Raw genomic sequence first — 14,502 nt, 5'->3', positions numbered from 1 at the left:
CTCCTGGATCGACGCCTACAACACCCGACGACCCCACTCGGCCCTCAACGGCATCCCGCCATTCCAGAGGCTGAACAACCTTCTTGGAAACGACATCTAGCCGAACACGTCCTGTAGCGCGCCGTCCTTCACGACGACGGTTCCATCAAGGGTGATGGTGGTGTTCATCACCGGGATGTCGAAATGCCCCGCCGTGAAGCGGCCGGCGAATTCATTGGCGCCGGTGGAAAACAGGAAGTTTCCGGGGACGGCGCGCAGCTCCGTACCGTTGGTGTCACGCTGATCATACATGGTCAGCGCCTCGTAACGGGCGCCGGGATTCATGCCCCAGCCCACATGCGAGACCGCATAGGCTTCGCGGTCACCCCAGGCTTCGAGATAGCGGCGCATCAGGGTGGCGTCGGTGCCTTCACCGGCGATATCGGTGATGTAGTCGTCCACAAGCGTGAGCCGGATCGGGGTCTCCAGATAGCGCTTGAACGTCAGGTTGATATCGCCGCGGTCGAGCACCAGCGTTCCATTCACGGTGCCCTTCGCGGGAAAGCTGACGACTATGCCGCCGGGCCAATGCGCCAGCGTGCCGGGTTTTTCGGTCCAACCCCAGACGCCGACGGTGGAGGCGCCGCCCATGTCGATGGTGAGGTCCGTGCCTGCCGCCGACGTCACCGTCATGCGCCGGCTGGCCCGCGCCAGGCGCGCCGCGGCGCGCACTTGCTGCTCCAGCCGGGGATCGGGGCGCATGCGCTCGAGCGCTTCCGGATGTTCGTTGGAAATCGACAGGATGCGCGCCCCGGATTTCAGGATCGCCGGCGTCTCCGGCGCATGCATAGGTCCCTCCACCGTGCAGTCGACGATGAAGCCGGCCTGCGACAGGGCGGTGATCACCGGTTCAAGTCCGGCGATCGCCGTGCTGGCGCCGGTCGAGCGCAGGGGCACGGGATGGGGATTGCGCGGCGTCGGCAGCATGATGTGAAACGGTCTGGCGCCGAGGCGCAGAAGGGCGAGCTCGGCAAGATGCACGTTCAAGGCCCGCGACTGCGTTTCCGACAGGATGGCGGCCGTGTCACCCGGCTTTACGCCGCAGCGGCCGATCACCTCCGTGAAGGCGTCGATCCATTTTCCTTCGATCCGATCCGCAAGCATCATCATGTCCTCGGCGCGCGATACACTCAATTTTGGCGGAGGGCCGGCCTTCACTATTTGATCTGACCGTCGTTCTCGTCGAATCAGTTACATATCTGCCAGCATTGCTTTAGAGCATGGTCAGAACAACGTTTCGCGTCAGGCTTGAACTGGGAGCTTTGCGCCCCCCGCCCAGGCCGTCTTCCCGAGACGATGGACAACCTCCCCCGCAAACGCCATGCTCGTGGAAGGTTATATGAAAAGGAATGAGCCGTACAGAAGGTGATCGGGTGGAACGCATGCAGGACGCGCCGGAGAAGATCACGATCGCATCGCTCGCGGTGGAACAGCCGAGCGGCAGCTTTGCCTCGACCTACCTGTCTTATCTGCTTGCTCGCGCCAGCCATGTCGTTGCAAGCGGATTTCACCAGAAGCTCAAGACCTGGAAGCTCTCGGTTCCGGAATATCGGGTGCTCGCCTGCCTGACGGGGGCCGAGGGGCTCGGCGTCGGCGACCTCGCGGCCATGGCGATCATGGGCCAATCGCGCATGACGAAGATCCTCGACCGCATGGAGCGCCAGGGGCTGGTCGAGCGCCGTGCCGACACCCGCGACCGGCGCCGTGTGCTGATTCATCTCACCGCCGAAGGCCGCGCGCGCGCCGTGCCCATGTTGAAGGCCGCCAAGGAGCATGAAACCGCCATGCTCGCGCCGCTGACCCTGGAGGAACGGGCGATCATCGTCCGGGCGCTCGACCTGTTGATCCGCGAGGTGCCGAACGCGCTTGGCGACAAGGCTTTTGGCGACCGGGTCGCCGGCGAGAAAGCCTCTACTTCTCCTCGGGGAAGCCGCGCAGGAGATGACGCCGCAAGGCGTTGAAGGCGCTGTTGAGCAGGAGGCCGAGGATCGAGATCGCGATCAGCGGCACGAACATGTCGACCGTCTGAAAGTTGCGCGCCGCGCGCATCAGGAGGTGGCCGAGACCGTTGGTCGATGTGATCATCTCCGCCAGGAACACCACGATGCAGGAGATAACCAATCCGATGCGGCAGCCGGTCATCACGGAGGGAAGCGCGGCCGGCAACACCACGGTGAACAGCGTGCGCAGCGGCGACACGCCGGCCGCTCGCGCCGACCAGGCGAGCTTGGGCTCGACGGCCGAGGTGCCCTGGTAGGTCGCGAGCAGGATGGGGAAGAGCGCATCGGCGATGACGAGCGCGATCTTCGAGGCGTCATCGTAGCCGAGCGTGAGCGTGAAAGCCGGGTAGAGTGCGATCTTCGGCACGGGTGCGAGCACCCGCACGAGCGGCAGCAGAAAACTCGCGAACAGCTTGCTGCCGGTCGCCACCACCCCGGCGGCGATGCCGACGACCGCCGCGACGAAGAAGCCGACGAACAGCCGGTAGAGGGTCACGCCGACATTCTGGAGGAAGCTCGCATCGCCGAGCTGCTGGAAGAACCGCAGGAAGACGGCGGCAGGTGAAGGCAGCAGCGCCGGCGGGGCTATCCCGGAGAGATGGATGGCCTGCCAGAGGGCAAGAAGCCCGACGATGGGAAGGGCGCCCAGCAATCCGTAGGCGAGGGTCGAAGAGCGCGTGTTCATGTGGAACCCACGATGATCGATTGCGCGGGTTCCGCCCAGCCGACCAGCCAGCCGCGCAGCCGCTCGAACAGCACGTCGAGGATGAAGCCGAGTGCGCCGATGATGACGATCATCGCATAGACCGTGTCATAGATGCCCATTTCCAGGGACTGGAACACGAGATTGCCGATACCGGTCTGGCGCGCGATCATCTCGCTCGTCACCATGGTGATCAGGCCAAGCACGAGCGCCGTGCGGCACCCGACGAGGATTTCCGGCAGGGCTGCGGGCAGAACGATGCGCGCGAGCCGCGCGGGAGGCTGCATGCCCATGGCGGCGGCCGACCAGAGCAGCTTTTCCTCGACCGCGCGGCTGCCCTGATAGCTGTGATAGATCAAGGGCAGCGTGACGCCGAGGAAGATGACGAGGATCTTTGAAGCATCACCGACGCCGAGCCATAGCATGATGATGGGCATCAAAGCGGCTTTCGGGACGGGATAGATGACGGACAGGAGCGGATTGAAGAAGGCCGCGGCGAAGCGGCTGCGGCCCATCCACAGACCGACGGGAATGGCGAAGACGAGCGCCAGCACGATGCCGATGGCCATGCGCCGCAGGGAATCGACGATATCGAACAGCGATTGCGGGTCGGTGAGGATCACCGGCACCTGCCGCAGCGCGACCGACGGCGGGGGCAAGCCGTCAAGGCCGAAGTAGAGCGACAGCAGTTCCCAGATAGCCAGAATGCCGGCAAAGGCCAGCAGCGGCGGCAGCGCTGGCAGAAATCGGCGCAGCACCATCAGGAATGATCCCCGGTCTGCGCATCCATCATACGCTCGATATTGACGACATAGTCCTGGTAGCGCCGGTCGAGGAGCAGCGAGGCGCGATCGCGGGGCCGCGGCAGATCGATGTCGATGATATCCTGGATGCGGCCCGGAGACCGCGACATCATCACGACACGGTCCGACAAAAAGACGGCCTCCTCGACGCTGTGGGTCACGAACAGCACCGTCTTGCGGTCCTCGTCCCAGATCTTCAGAAGGTCGTTCTGCAGACGGGTCCGTGTCTGCGCATCGAGCGCGCCGAAAGGCTCGTCCATGAGCAGGATATTGGGCTTGTAGGCGAGCGTGCGCGCGATCGCCACGCGCTGCTTCATGCCGCCCGACAATTCCTTGGGGTAGAAGTTCTCGTAACCGGACAGGCTGACCATGGCGAGCAGCGCCCGCGCCCGTGCGACCGCTTCCGCCTTGGGCACGCCGCGCTGGTCGAGCCCATAGGTCACATTGCCGAGAACCGTCTTCCAGGGGAAGAGCGCGAACTCCTGGAAAACCGGGCCGCGATCCGGTCCTGGTCCCTCGACGGGACGGTCGTTGACCAGCACCTGGCCCGACGACGGCTGCACGAAGCCGCCGACGATATAAAGAAGCGTGGATTTGCCACAGCCCGATGGCCCGAGGATCGAAACGAATTCGCCGCGGGTGACCGGCAGCGTGATCTCGCTCAGGGCAAGATGACGCTTGTCGCGGCGCGTATCGAAGTATTTCGATACGCGCTCGATGGAAATCATGCTGGATTGACGCAACGCGTTTCGTTCCTCGGCCGCGATCCGTGGTGACGTGAGTTCTGCCTGGCTCATGGTTTGAGAGGGGCAAAAATCTTCGCGTGTTTGAAATCCTTCACGTCGAGCTGTTTCGGCAGCATGCCGACATCATAGTAAAGCTTGAACATCTTCTGGATGCCATCGTAGTTCGCCGCGGCTCCAGGATCCCGTGCGAAGTCAGCCGAACCGAGCGGTGCATCGCTCGACGCACGCGTCTTGAAGTAGAAGGGATCGAAGACCGCGACCGGCGCCTTGAAGATTTCCGTGACGATCTTCAAGGTCTCGTCACGGTTGGCGAGCGCCTTACCCATGCCCGCGGTGAGATCCTGCACGTAGAGGGCCGCGAGCTCGGGATTCTTGTCCACGAATGTCTTGCTGCAGGCCTCGAGAATATGGACGATGTCCGGGATTTCCTCGGAGATGGCAAAGACCTTGCGCAGCCCGCCCTTGGCTTCCGCGCGCGCGGCGAAGGGCTGGTTGAGAACGCCGACGTCGAGACGGCCGGTCCGGATGGCATCCTCCTGGGTCGGGAAGGCCGCCTCCACCAGCTTGACGTCCTTGTCCGGATCGATGCCGTTCTTCTTCAGCGCGATGGCGAGCGGTCCCCAGATGCCCGTGCCGAGGACATTGAGGCCGATGGTCTTGCCCTTGAAATCCTTCACGGATTTGATCGGGCTGTCGTCTTTCACGGCCCAATACACGGAAAAGCTTTCGGGTGCTTTCTCGCCGACATGCTGGGCGACGATATAGGTCTGCAGGCCCGCCGAAGCGGCCCCCTGCGCCAGCGACAGCACGCCCTGGGTCGAGCAGTCGAGCGCGCCGGCGGCCATGGCCTGCACCATCTGCGCCGTACCCTGGAACTGCACCCATTCGACGTTATACTTCTTGCCGAGATTGGGAAATTCCTGCGGGCGCTTCATCATCCAGTATTTCGCGTCCTCCGCCGGAACGGTCCAGCCGACGCGAATGGTCGGAATGGTCTGCGCGCTGGCCGCCGTGAGCCCCGCCGTCGACGCCGCGATGGCGAATGCCAACGCCAGGCCGCGCTCCAACCTAAAGCCGCGCTCGAATGTAAAGCTGCGCTGTTTCTGCCGAAACCTGATCATGTCGATCCACGCTCCCTTCTATCCCCTCTGGCGGGCGATCATCGCCTCTTTCCGCCGGCTTGCCTATGGGGGCAAATCCCGTCGATCTGGATTATGCATGAAATTTCATTTGTTTTGAGCTTAAAATGACGCCGGCCCTGCTCTTTCGTGTGGCAGAGTAGCAAATGGGCCCACAGGGGGGAGGGCCGTTCCGCCATGGCGGCCACCGATCGCTTCGCGCTGGCGACAGAAAATATATTTTAAAACAGTTAGTTATCAATCGCCTGCGTTATGGCGGGATGTCTCGCCCGCCAGCCCGCGTGGGGGTGGAGCCATCGCCGAGCCCAAAATGCGCGGCCACGGTCATGGCGCGCCAAGGAAGCAGAGCGGCGCGCGGGGTGATGCGCAGGTCGCCGCATATCGCCCAGGGTTCAAGCGTCGAAACAAACCGCTAGAGTGGCTGCGACGGTGCACCGAGTGCTTTTGCGACGGCCTTGCGCATCAGCTTGCACGTGTCGGCAACGCGCTCCTCCGGCAGACGGGAGGCAAGGCTCGCCGTCGAGACCGCCATCGGCAGGGGATTGCCGTGGTGGACAACGCCGATGGCCACGCCGCGCACCTCCGCCAGGATCTCGCCGGGGTCGAAGGCATAGCCATTGCAGCGGGCCGCGCGGACTTGGGCGGACAGGGTCTCGAGCGTGCGGGTTTCAGTGAGGCGCAGACGCGGGGCGTTGCGGGCGAGGATCGCGTCCGCCTCGCTCTCGGCGAGGCCGGCGAGGATGGCGAGGCTCCCAGGCCCGAGGCCGAGCGGCACACGGCCGCCGATGCCGGAGGAGAGGGTCGGCAGCAGGAAGGCACCGAAATCCGCCTCGACGCACAGCGCCTCGTCGCCCGCCCGCACGAACAGAAAGGCCGCCGCCTCGGTCGCGGCGGAAATCTCGGCAAGGCATGTGCGCCAGCGTTCGCCATGGAGATCGGTTGCTATGCCGACCCGCGCGAGTGCACTGATGGCAGGCCCCAGCCGATAGTTGCGGGAATAGGGGGGACGCTCGGCGAAGGCTTGCTGCACGAGGGTGTTGAGCAGGCGGTGGGCCGTGGGCTTGCTGATGCCGGCCCGCTCGGCCGCCTCGCCCAGGCTCAAGCCGTCGTGGCCACCCTCCGCGAGATGCGACAGGAGGATCAACGCTTTCTCGACGGTTTCAGAGATTGTCTTGTCGGCCATATCTTCCGATAATCGGAATAATATGTGCGGTCAAGTTCTGATAATTGAAATCATCTTGACGGTCCTGGCGCTCTCTGGTCTCTTTCTGGAAACTCCCGAGAGGATGTGACGTGAGTATTGCCCTGATCACGGGGGCTTCCCGTGGGATCGGCCGCGCTATCGCGCTCGAACTGCGCCGGCACGGCTTCTCTCTTGCCCTCGCCCTGCGCGATCCATCCCGCGTGCCCGAGGACCTCGTCGGCGAAGACACGGCCGTCTTCGCTTATGATGCTGAGAAAGGCGGGGAGAACGCCCTTGTCGATGCCGTCGTCGCGCGGTTCGGCGGTCTCGACGCACTCGTTCTTAACGCCGGGATCCTCGGCCATGTGGGCCTCGAGGCTGAGGACGAGGCGGCCGAGGACGCCATGCTCGATGCGCTTCTCGCTATTAATGTGAAGGCGCCGTTCCGCCTCGCGCGCGCGGCCTTCCCGGCTTTGAAGGCGAGCGGCCGGGGCCGCGTCGTCACGGTTGCCTCCCTGTCCGGCAAGCGTGTGATGGGGCTCAACGTCGGCTATCAGATGTCGAAACATGCGGTGATGGCCCTGAGCCATGCCATTTGCCGCGCCGGCTGGGAGCATGGCATTCGCGCTGTCGCTCTGTGTCCCGGCTATGTCCGCACGGAGATGACCGCGGATGTGCCGTCCGTCGGCCAGGACGACATGATCCAGGTGGAGGATCTCGCTCGGCTTGTCGGAACGGTCGTCACGCTCCCGAATACGGCGGCCGTCGCCGAATTACTGGTCAACTGTCGCTATGAGACCATGCTGTAGGCCTATGACCGCCAACGGCGAAGCGGAGGCGCTCGCAATACATCCGCCGACATCAGACGGCGGCCGTCCTCTGCGTTGCACGCCGGTGCATCGTCCCGCTTCTGTCCAAGGCGCAGGCCGCACGGCGCTGCCGAGGTTTTTATCCCAGGAGTAACAAGGCCATGGTCTGGAGAATTGGCGTCGATTCAGGCGGGACATTCACCGACGTCTGCATGTTCGAGGACGCCAGTGGCGAGGTCGTGGTCTGGAAGGTGTCATCCACGCCGGACGACCCCTCCCGCGGCATCGCCGAGGGTGTGCAGCAGGGTATCGAGAACATCGGGATCGCCGCGGGCGACATTGCCTATCTTGGTCATGGCACGACGGTTGGCACCAATGCGCTGATCCAGCACAAAGGCGTGAAGACCGGCTTGGTGACGACCGAGGGCTTTCGCGACCTTCTCGAGATCGGGCGCCAGAAGCGGCCGGATCTTTATGACCTTCAGGCCGACAAGCCGGAAGTCCTGGTCGCGCGCTCGCTACGCCTCGAGGTTCCCGAGCGCGTCCGCCATGACGGACGGATCGAGACGGCGCTCGACGAGACGGCCGTCCGCGAGGCTGCCCGGGCCCTGAAGGAAACAGGCGTTGCGGCGGTCGCCGTCTCCTTTCTCTACGGCTTTGTGCGCCCCGAGCACGAGAAGCGTGTTCTGGAGATCCTTAGGGAAGAATTGCCGGATGTATTCCTGACCGCCGGCCATGAAGTCGCGCCGGAATTCCGCGAATACGAGCGCATGTCGACCGCCGTGGTGAATGCCTATCTCGGCCCGGTCATGGAGACCTACATTCATCGTCTGGCGGGCCGGCTGAAAGCACTCGGCCTGAAGGTCGCGCCGCAGCTGACGCAGTCGAACGGCGGCGTCATCGGCTTCGAGCAGGCGGCCCGGTTGCCCGTGCGCACGGTTCTCTCCGGGCCGTCCACGGGCGTGGTCGCCGCCCAGGCCATCGGCCAGATGACGGGCATGGACCGTATCATCACCTTCGACATGGGCGGCACCTCGAGCGATGTCGCCCTGCTGCACGACGGCCAGTGTCGCCTGACCAGCGAGGCGATCGTCCACGGCTATCCCATCAAGGCGCCGATGCTCGATATTCACACGGTCGGCGCCGGCGGGGGCTCGATCGCCCATATCGATAGCGGCGGGCTCCTCAAGGTCGGCCCGCAGAGCTGCGGGGCTTTCCCAGGCCCGGTCTGTTACGACAAGGGCTCGACGGAGCCTGCGGTGACGGATGCCAATGTCGTCCTGCAAACCCTGAACCCGACGCATTTGCTGGCCGGCCGCATGGCCATCCGCCAGGATCTGTCGAAGGCGGCGATCGGGCGTCTGGCCGAGAAGCTCGGCCTCGATGTCATGGCCACCGCGCAAGGCATCATCGCGGTGGTGACGGCGAATATGGCGCGCGCCATCCGCGTCATCTCCGTGCAGCGTGGCCACGACCCCCGCGACTATGCGCTCGCGGCCTTCGGTGGCGCGGGGCCGTTGCATGCCGCGCGGCTCGCCCGCGAACTCGACATGCAGCGCATTCTCGTGCCCCGTTATCCCGGCATCCTCTGTGCGATGGGGCTGCTTCTCACGGATCTGCGCGCCGATTTCGCGACGACGCGCCTCATGGTGATGAAGGCGGATATCCTGCCTGCCATCGAGGAGGCTTTCGCCGGCCTCATCAGGGACGCCGGCCGCTGGCTCGACAATGAAGGCATTCTGCCGGCCTCGCGGCGCCTCACGCGCACCGTCGACATGCGCTACCAGGGCCAGAACTACGAGCTCTCGGTCCCGCTGCCGGACGGGCCGGTCACCAAGGCGACGCTTGATGCGCTGGTCGCCGGTTTCGAGGCGGCGCACAAGCGCATGTACGGCTTCATCGCGGAAGGCGAGACCGTTCAGCTCGTCACCTTCCGCGTCGAGGCCGCCGGGCTGGTGCGCAAGGCCCGCTTCGAGCCGATGACCGACCAGGGCGCGGATGCGTCCTCGGCGCGCATCGGCGCACGCGAGGTGTGGATGCCGGAGGCGGGCGGCTTCGTCTCGTGCCCGGTCTATTCCCGCGAAGCGCTCGCCACGGGCAACCGCATCGCGGGGCCGGCCATCGTCGAGCAGATGGACACGACCACCGTCATCCTGCCCGGCATGACCGCCCATGTGGACGCTTATCTCAACCTGATCCTGGAAGACGCATGAACCAGCTCGCTCCCCGCCCGCCCGTGACGGTCGATCCGATCTCCGTCGAGGTCATCGGCAGCGCGCTCTCCTCCATCGTCGAAGAAATGGGCGAGGCGCTCGTCCGCGCCAGCTATTCCACCAACATCAAGGAGCGCCGCGACTGCTCGACGGCGCTCTTTACGACCACCGGCGAGACCTTGTGCCAGGCCGAGCATATCCCGATGCATCTCGGCTCGTTCCTCGCGATGATCCCGCTGATCACCAAGCGGTTTCCCGCGGCGGAGATTGCGCCGGGCGACGTCTTCATCGGCAACGACGCCTATGAGGGCGGCGGCACCCATCTGCCGGATATCGTGCTGGCCGAGCCGATCTTCTTCGAGACGGAGATCGTGGCCTGGGCCATCAACACCGCCCACCATTCCGACTTCGCGGACCGCGGCCACGCGCATATCTACCAGGAGGGTATCCGCATCCCGCCCATCCGGCTCTATCGCGCCGGTGAGCTGCAGAAGGATGTGCAGGATCTCATCCTGCTCAACTGCCAGGTGCCGCGCGAGCGACTGTCGGACCTGCGCGCGCAGATGGCGGCCAACCGCCTCGGCGTGCAGCGCATGCAGGCGCTCTGCGCGAAATACGGCCGGGATGTCGTGCTGTCGGCAGGCAACGCCCTGATGGACTATGCAGAGCGCAAGATGCGCGCGGGTATCGTGACCATTCCGGACGGCACCTATACTTTCGCAGATGTCTATGACAATCCCGAATTCGATGGTGAAGTGCCACTCTCGATTTCGGTGACTGTCGAAGGCGACGCGATGCGTCTCCATTTCGAGGCCCCGCCGCAGATGCGTGCCGGCTTCAACATGACCTATACGGCGCTTCTGTCCACGGTCTATTACGCCGTGAAGACCGTCGTTGACCCGACCATCCTGCCGAACGCCGGCCTTGCGCGCGCGCTGACGGTGACGGCGCCGGCCGGTACGGTTGTCAATGCCAGGGCACCGGCCGCAGTGTTCAACCGCATCGGGCCGAGCCAGCGCGTCGTCGATCTCGTGCATGGGGCTCTCGCCAAGGCCGTGCCGGAACGGGTGACGGCCGCCAGCTGCGGCACCGTGATGATGGCCTGTTTCAGCGGCGTGCAGCCCACGAGCGGCGATCCGTGGATCTATATCGAGACCATCGGCGGCGGCTTCGGTGCGCGGCCCAACAAGGACGGGCTCGACGGCGTCCATGTCCACATGACCAATACATCGAACCTGCCCGTCGAGGCGCTGGAGGTGGAATATCCGCTGACAGTGCTGCGCTATGAACTCGCGGAAGGGTCGGGCGGTGCCGGACGCTATCGCGGCGGCCTCGGGCTGCGCCGCGTCTACCGCGCCGAGGCCGATTGCCGGTTCGAGTTCGATACCTCGCGCATCCGGTCACAGCCCTGGGGGCTCTTCGGCGGTGAAAAGGCGACCGGTTCGCAGCTCGACCTCGGCGCGGACGCGAAGCCTCTCGTTCTGGGGCAGGGTGCGCTCGACCGCGGACAGATCGTCACCATCCAGACGCCGGGCGGCGGCGGCTACGGTCCGGCGGCGGAGCGCGCGCGCGAAGCTGTTGCCCGCGACGTGGCGGACGGCACCATCTCGGCCGAGGCGGCGGAGGCTCTCTATGGTTGAGAGCGCGGCGCTGAAGACGGCCGGTGGCGGCGGGAACGGCAAGGCCATGCGGATCGTCCGCCTGGCCGAGACCGGCCGCCCGCCGGTCACCTTCACGCTGGACGGTTTGAAGGCCGAGGCGCTCGCCGGCGACACGCTCCTCGTGGCGATCCTCGCCGCGGACGGCTTCGTCCGGACGAGTGAATTCGGCGATGGCCCACGCGCCGGCTTCTGCTGGATGGGCGCATGCCAGGACTGCTGGGTCACCGTTGAGGGCAGGGGGCGCCTGCGCGCCTGCTCCACGCCGGTTGAGGACGGCATGAAGGTGATCCGCACATGAGCGGGGATAGCGACAAGCCGCGGATCGCCATCGTCGGCGCAGGGCCGGCCGGCACGCGCGCCGCGGAGGTTCTCGTTGCCGCCGGACTGCGGCCCGTGGTGATCGACGAGGCCGCCGCCAATGGGGGGCGCATCTACCAGCGCCAGCCCCCTGGTTTCTCCCGCTCCCCGGAGATGCTGTACGGCTTCGAGGCGAAGAAGGCGCGGGCCGTGCATGGCGCCTTCGACCGCCTTGCCGGGGCTATCGACTACCGGCCCGGGGCCCTCGTGTGGAACATCGGGCAGGGCGCGCTCGATCTCATGCGCGACGGTGACTACGACCGGCTGGCCTATGACCGCCTGATCCTTGCGACCGGCGCCATGGACCGGGTCATTCCGCTACCCGGCTGGACGCTTCCGGGTGTCACGACGCTCGGCGGCGCGCAGGTGGCGCTCAAGGCGCAAGGCGTTGGCATCGGCCAGCGCGTGGCCTTCGTCGGCACCGGGCCGCTGCTCTTCCTTGTCGCCTATCAATATGCCAAGGCCGGCGCGACGGTTGCGCTCGTCCTCGATACGGCCACCTTCGCCGACAAGGCGTCGGCGACGCTCGGCCTGATGAACGCGCCAAAGACATTCGCCAAGGGCATTTACTACTACGGCTGGCTGAAGAGCCACGGCGTCCGCCTGGTTGAAGGCGCGATGCCGCGTACCATCAATGGAGAGGGCGGCGTGACCGCGCTCACGTGGCGCGATGCGAGCGGCGCCGACCGGGCGACGGCCTGCGACGCCGTCGCCCTCGGCTGGGGGCTCAAGCCGGAGACCCAGCTTGCCGATCTCGCCGGCGTGCCTTTCGCCTATAGCGAGCGCCAGCGCGGCTGGCTGCCGGAGGTGGATGCCGCCGGCCGCACACCGCTCGGAACGGTCTACATGGCCGGCGACGGTGTCCGCATCGGCGGCGCCGACGTGGCGGAACTGGCCGGCGCGCGCGCGGCCTGGTCGCTCGTCGAAGATATCGGCATCGCCGTCGACAAGACTGAGATCGCCCGCATCGACCGCGCCCTGGCGCGCGAAGACCGCTTCCGGCGGGCTGTGGAGCGGGCCGGCCCGTTCCCGGTCGCGCTTGCGGCCGGCATCGCCGACGAGACCGTGCTCTGCCGCTGCGAGCGGATCACCGCCGGGGAGCTTCGCGCCGCCGCCCGCGAAGAGGTCCGGTTGGCGGCCCCGGAGGTCAACCGCGCCAAGGCCTTCACGCGCGTCGGCATGGGCCGCTGCCAGGGCCGCGTCTGCGGACCCGCGGCGGCAGAGATCCTCGCGGCGGCGCTCGGCTCTCCCTTGCCGGAGGTGGGCCGCCTGCGCGGCCAGGCACCCGTGAAGCCCATTCCGATACGCGCCGATGCGGCGCTGGTTCCCGAGGCAAAGGCATCATGAGCGTATCCGCCGCACCCCATGAAACCGATGTGCTGATCGTCGGCGGCGGCGGCGCCGGCACCTCGGCGGCGCTTCACCTGGCGCTGCGTGGGACCAGGGTGATCCTGCTCGAGCGCGGCCAGATCGGCGGCCAGGCCTCCGGCGTGAACTACGGCGGTGTCCGCCAGCAGGGGCGGCATCCGGCGGAATTGCCGATCGCCCGGCGCTCCCGGGAGATCTGGGGACGGCTGCCGGAACTCATCGGCAGCGACGCGGAATTCGAGAACACGGGCCACCTCAAGTTGGCGCGCAATGCCGCGGAGGAGGCGGACCTCGTCGCCTATCTCGATGTGGCGCGGGACCACGGGCTACCGCTTCAATTCATGGGCAACAACGAAATCCATGAGACCTATCCGTTTCTCGGGCCGACCGTGGTCGCGGGCTCCTTCGCGCCCGAGGACGGGGTCGCCAATCCGCGTCTGCTCGTGCCCGGGATCGCCCATGCGGCCCGCTCCGCCGGCGCGACCATCCGCGAATTCATGAAGGTGGACGCGATCCACCACGACGGCCACCAATTTCTGGCCGAAGCGGGTGGCGAAGCCTTCCGCGCGCCCGTGATGATCAATACGGCTGGCTTCTGGGGCGGCGCGATCGCGGAACGCTTCGGCGAGTCGGCGCCGATCGCCCCTTTCAACCCGAACATGCTTGTCTCGGAGCCGATGCCCTATTTCATCGTGCCCAATCTCGGCGTGGTCGGTGGCAATGTCTATCTGCGCCAGACCCGGCGCGGCAATATCGTCTTCGGTGGCGGCTTCGGCATCTCTGACCCGTCAGTTCCCTGGTCGCGGCCCCTGCCGGAGGCCAGCCGGGTTATCATGGGGCTCGCCATCGCGCTCGTGCCGGCGCTGGCCTCGGCCACGGTGATCCGCTCCTGGACGGGCATCGACGGCGAAATGCCGGACCATATTCCCGTGATCGGCCCGAGCCGGACGACACCCAACCTGTTCCACGCCTTCGGCTTTTCCGGGCACGGGTTCCAACTGGGGCCGGCTGTCGGGTCGATCCTCGCCGAGCTCGTCCTCGACGGCCGCACCGACATTCCTCTGGACGCCTTTCGTATCGATCGTTTCGCCGCAGTCCAGTGATGATGCGATGAGACGCTGGCGGCTGACGCCCGTCCTCTCATCGCCGCCGGCCTTGGCCTTCCCGCGGAATACGCTTGGCCAAGCTGAAGCCGGGCACGCCCTGCGCGGTGCCCGTCGCGCGTGCAAAAAAGTATCAGCGGCGCTTCCGAAACGTGGTTGCGGGCCTTGGTCCGCCCATGCGATGAATCACGGCATAAGAAGAGAATGCACGGCTCGGGAGGATTTGGCGTGTATCCACACGGCCACTATCGCGTTGTTTCCCTGTGCGAAAATTGCGGAGGCAGCCTGCCTGCAAAAAAATATGCATGGCGTGCCGACGGCGCGAGGGACGCCCATGTGCCGCTGGACTTCGACGGAGCCCTGCGCTCGGGCATGCAG

14 protein-coding genes are annotated in these 14,502 nt (G+C 65.9%); 8 read left to right on the top strand and 6 right to left on the bottom strand.

The genetic code is table 11. The features are described from left to right. Window positions 1-100: integrase core domain-containing protein (locus tag C7450_RS35210; protein ID WP_146227229.1), on the top strand; the 100-nt coding region annotated here is incomplete at its 5' end. Here the strand turns inward: C7450_RS35210 and C7450_RS26420 are convergent. Then, window positions 97-1,143: a 2,5-dihydroxypyridine 5,6-dioxygenase NicX family protein gene (locus C7450_RS26420; protein WP_110377487.1), complete on the bottom strand. Its 1,047-nt coding sequence runs from the start codon at window positions 1,141-1,143 to the stop codon at window positions 97-99. The two genes, C7450_RS35210 and C7450_RS26420, sit on opposite strands and share 4 nt — an antisense overlap. A gap of 245 nt (window positions 1,144-1,388) precedes the next feature. Here C7450_RS26420 and C7450_RS26415 point away from each other — a divergent pair, with 245 nt between their 5' ends. Continuing rightward, window positions 1,389-2,000, top strand: a complete 612-nt coding sequence (locus C7450_RS26415) for a MarR family winged helix-turn-helix transcriptional regulator (RefSeq protein ID WP_110377455.1) — start codon at window positions 1,389-1,391, stop codon at window positions 1,998-2,000. Here the strand turns inward: C7450_RS26415 and C7450_RS26410 are convergent. The 5 genes from C7450_RS26410 to C7450_RS26390 form a co-directional block, all read right to left on the bottom strand. Beyond that, complete coding sequence (locus tag C7450_RS26410; RefSeq protein WP_110377454.1) at window positions 1,951-2,724, bottom strand: ABC transporter permease; 774 nt, start codon at window positions 2,722-2,724, stop codon at window positions 1,951-1,953. The two genes, C7450_RS26415 and C7450_RS26410, sit on opposite strands and share 50 nt — an antisense overlap. Further along, on the bottom strand, window positions 2,721-3,503 hold the full coding sequence (locus C7450_RS26405) for an ABC transporter permease (RefSeq protein ID WP_110377453.1): 783 nt from the start codon (window positions 3,501-3,503) through the stop codon (window positions 2,721-2,723). Before C7450_RS26405 ends, C7450_RS26410 begins: the two co-directional genes overlap by 4 nt. After that, a complete protein-coding gene (locus tag C7450_RS26400) occupies window positions 3,503-4,273 on the bottom strand; it encodes an ABC transporter ATP-binding protein (protein WP_170147449.1) in 771 nt (256 codons plus the stop codon). The genes C7450_RS26405 and C7450_RS26400 overlap by 1 nt, the downstream gene beginning before the upstream one ends. Window positions 4,274-4,338: 65 nt before the next feature. Then, window positions 4,339-5,412 (bottom strand): ABC transporter substrate-binding protein, encoded by a 1,074-nt coding sequence (locus C7450_RS26395; protein WP_110377451.1) that lies wholly within the window; start codon window positions 5,410-5,412, stop codon window positions 4,339-4,341. Between the two features lie 430 nt (window positions 5,413-5,842). Continuing rightward, a complete protein-coding gene (locus tag C7450_RS26390; protein ID WP_110377450.1) occupies window positions 5,843-6,613 on the bottom strand; it encodes an IclR family transcriptional regulator in 771 nt (256 codons plus the stop codon). Between the two features lie 110 nt (window positions 6,614-6,723). Here C7450_RS26390 and C7450_RS26385 point away from each other — a divergent pair, with 110 nt between their 5' ends. The 6 genes from C7450_RS26385 (at window position 6,724) to C7450_RS26360 (ending at window position 14,124) form a co-directional block, all read left to right on the top strand. After that, window positions 6,724-7,422, top strand: a complete 699-nt coding sequence (locus C7450_RS26385; protein WP_245450124.1) for an SDR family NAD(P)-dependent oxidoreductase — start codon at window positions 6,724-6,726, stop codon at window positions 7,420-7,422. Window positions 7,423-7,583: 161 nt separating this feature from the next. Then, on the top strand, window positions 7,584-9,635 hold the full coding sequence (locus tag C7450_RS26380) for a hydantoinase/oxoprolinase family protein (RefSeq protein WP_110377449.1): 2,052 nt from the start codon (window positions 7,584-7,586) through the stop codon (window positions 9,633-9,635). Beyond that, window positions 9,632-11,275, top strand: a complete 1,644-nt coding sequence (locus C7450_RS26375) for a hydantoinase B/oxoprolinase family protein (protein ID WP_110377448.1) — start codon at window positions 9,632-9,634, stop codon at window positions 11,273-11,275. The genes C7450_RS26380 and C7450_RS26375 overlap by 4 nt, the downstream gene beginning before the upstream one ends. After that, window positions 11,268-11,594, top strand: coding sequence for a (2Fe-2S)-binding protein (locus tag C7450_RS26370; protein WP_425351261.1), 327 nt, complete (start codon window positions 11,268-11,270; stop codon window positions 11,592-11,594). The genes C7450_RS26375 and C7450_RS26370 overlap by 8 nt, the downstream gene beginning before the upstream one ends. Beyond that, window positions 11,591-13,000 carry an FAD/NAD(P)-dependent oxidoreductase gene (locus tag C7450_RS26365; protein ID WP_110377447.1) on the top strand — a complete coding sequence of 470 codons (1,410 nt, stop codon included), beginning with the start codon at window positions 11,591-11,593 and terminating at the stop codon, window positions 12,998-13,000. The genes C7450_RS26370 and C7450_RS26365 overlap by 4 nt, the downstream gene beginning before the upstream one ends. Then, window positions 12,997-14,124 carry an NAD(P)/FAD-dependent oxidoreductase gene (locus tag C7450_RS26360; protein WP_110377446.1) on the top strand — a complete coding sequence of 376 codons (1,128 nt, stop codon included), beginning with the start codon at window positions 12,997-12,999 and terminating at the stop codon, window positions 14,122-14,124. Before C7450_RS26365 ends, C7450_RS26360 begins: the two co-directional genes overlap by 4 nt. The last annotated feature ends 378 nt before the right edge of the window (window positions 14,125-14,502 follow it).

It is taken from the genome of Chelatococcus asaccharovorans (assembly GCF_003201475.1).
Classification (GTDB): domain Bacteria; phylum Pseudomonadota; class Alphaproteobacteria; order Rhizobiales; family Beijerinckiaceae; genus Chelatococcus; species Chelatococcus asaccharovorans.
The sequence above is the reverse complement of the archived record's forward strand: the minus strand, read 5'-3'. Positions and strand labels throughout refer to the sequence as shown.

Coding starts and splice junctions, on each gene's coding strand:
- C7450_RS26420 (WP_110377487.1), bottom strand. CDS start 1,143: ATGCTTGCGGATCGGATCGAAGGAAAATGGATCGACGCCTTCACGGAG.
- C7450_RS26415 (WP_110377455.1), top strand. CDS start 1,389: ATGAGCCGTACAGAAGGTGATCGGGTGGAACGCATGCAGGACGCGCCG.
- C7450_RS26410 (WP_110377454.1), bottom strand. CDS start 2,724: ATGAACACGCGCTCTTCGACCCTCGCCTACGGATTGCTGGGCGCCCTT.
- C7450_RS26405 (WP_110377453.1), bottom strand. CDS start 3,503: ATGGTGCTGCGCCGATTTCTGCCAGCGCTGCCGCCGCTGCTGGCCTTT.
- C7450_RS26400 (WP_170147449.1), bottom strand. CDS start 4,273: ATGATTTCCATCGAGCGCGTATCGAAATACTTCGATACGCGCCGCGAC.
- C7450_RS26395 (WP_110377451.1), bottom strand. CDS start 5,412: ATGATCAGGTTTCGGCAGAAACAGCGCAGCTTTACATTCGAGCGCGGC.
- C7450_RS26390 (WP_110377450.1), bottom strand. CDS start 6,613: ATGGCCGACAAGACAATCTCTGAAACCGTCGAGAAAGCGTTGATCCTC.
- C7450_RS26380 (WP_110377449.1), top strand. CDS start 7,584: ATGGTCTGGAGAATTGGCGTCGATTCAGGCGGGACATTCACCGACGTC.
- C7450_RS26375 (WP_110377448.1), top strand. CDS start 9,632: ATGAACCAGCTCGCTCCCCGCCCGCCCGTGACGGTCGATCCGATCTCC.
- C7450_RS26370 (WP_425351261.1), top strand. CDS start 11,268: ATGGTTGAGAGCGCGGCGCTGAAGACGGCCGGTGGCGGCGGGAACGGC.
- C7450_RS26365 (WP_110377447.1), top strand. CDS start 11,591: ATGAGCGGGGATAGCGACAAGCCGCGGATCGCCATCGTCGGCGCAGGG.
- C7450_RS26360 (WP_110377446.1), top strand. CDS start 12,997: ATGAGCGTATCCGCCGCACCCCATGAAACCGATGTGCTGATCGTCGGC.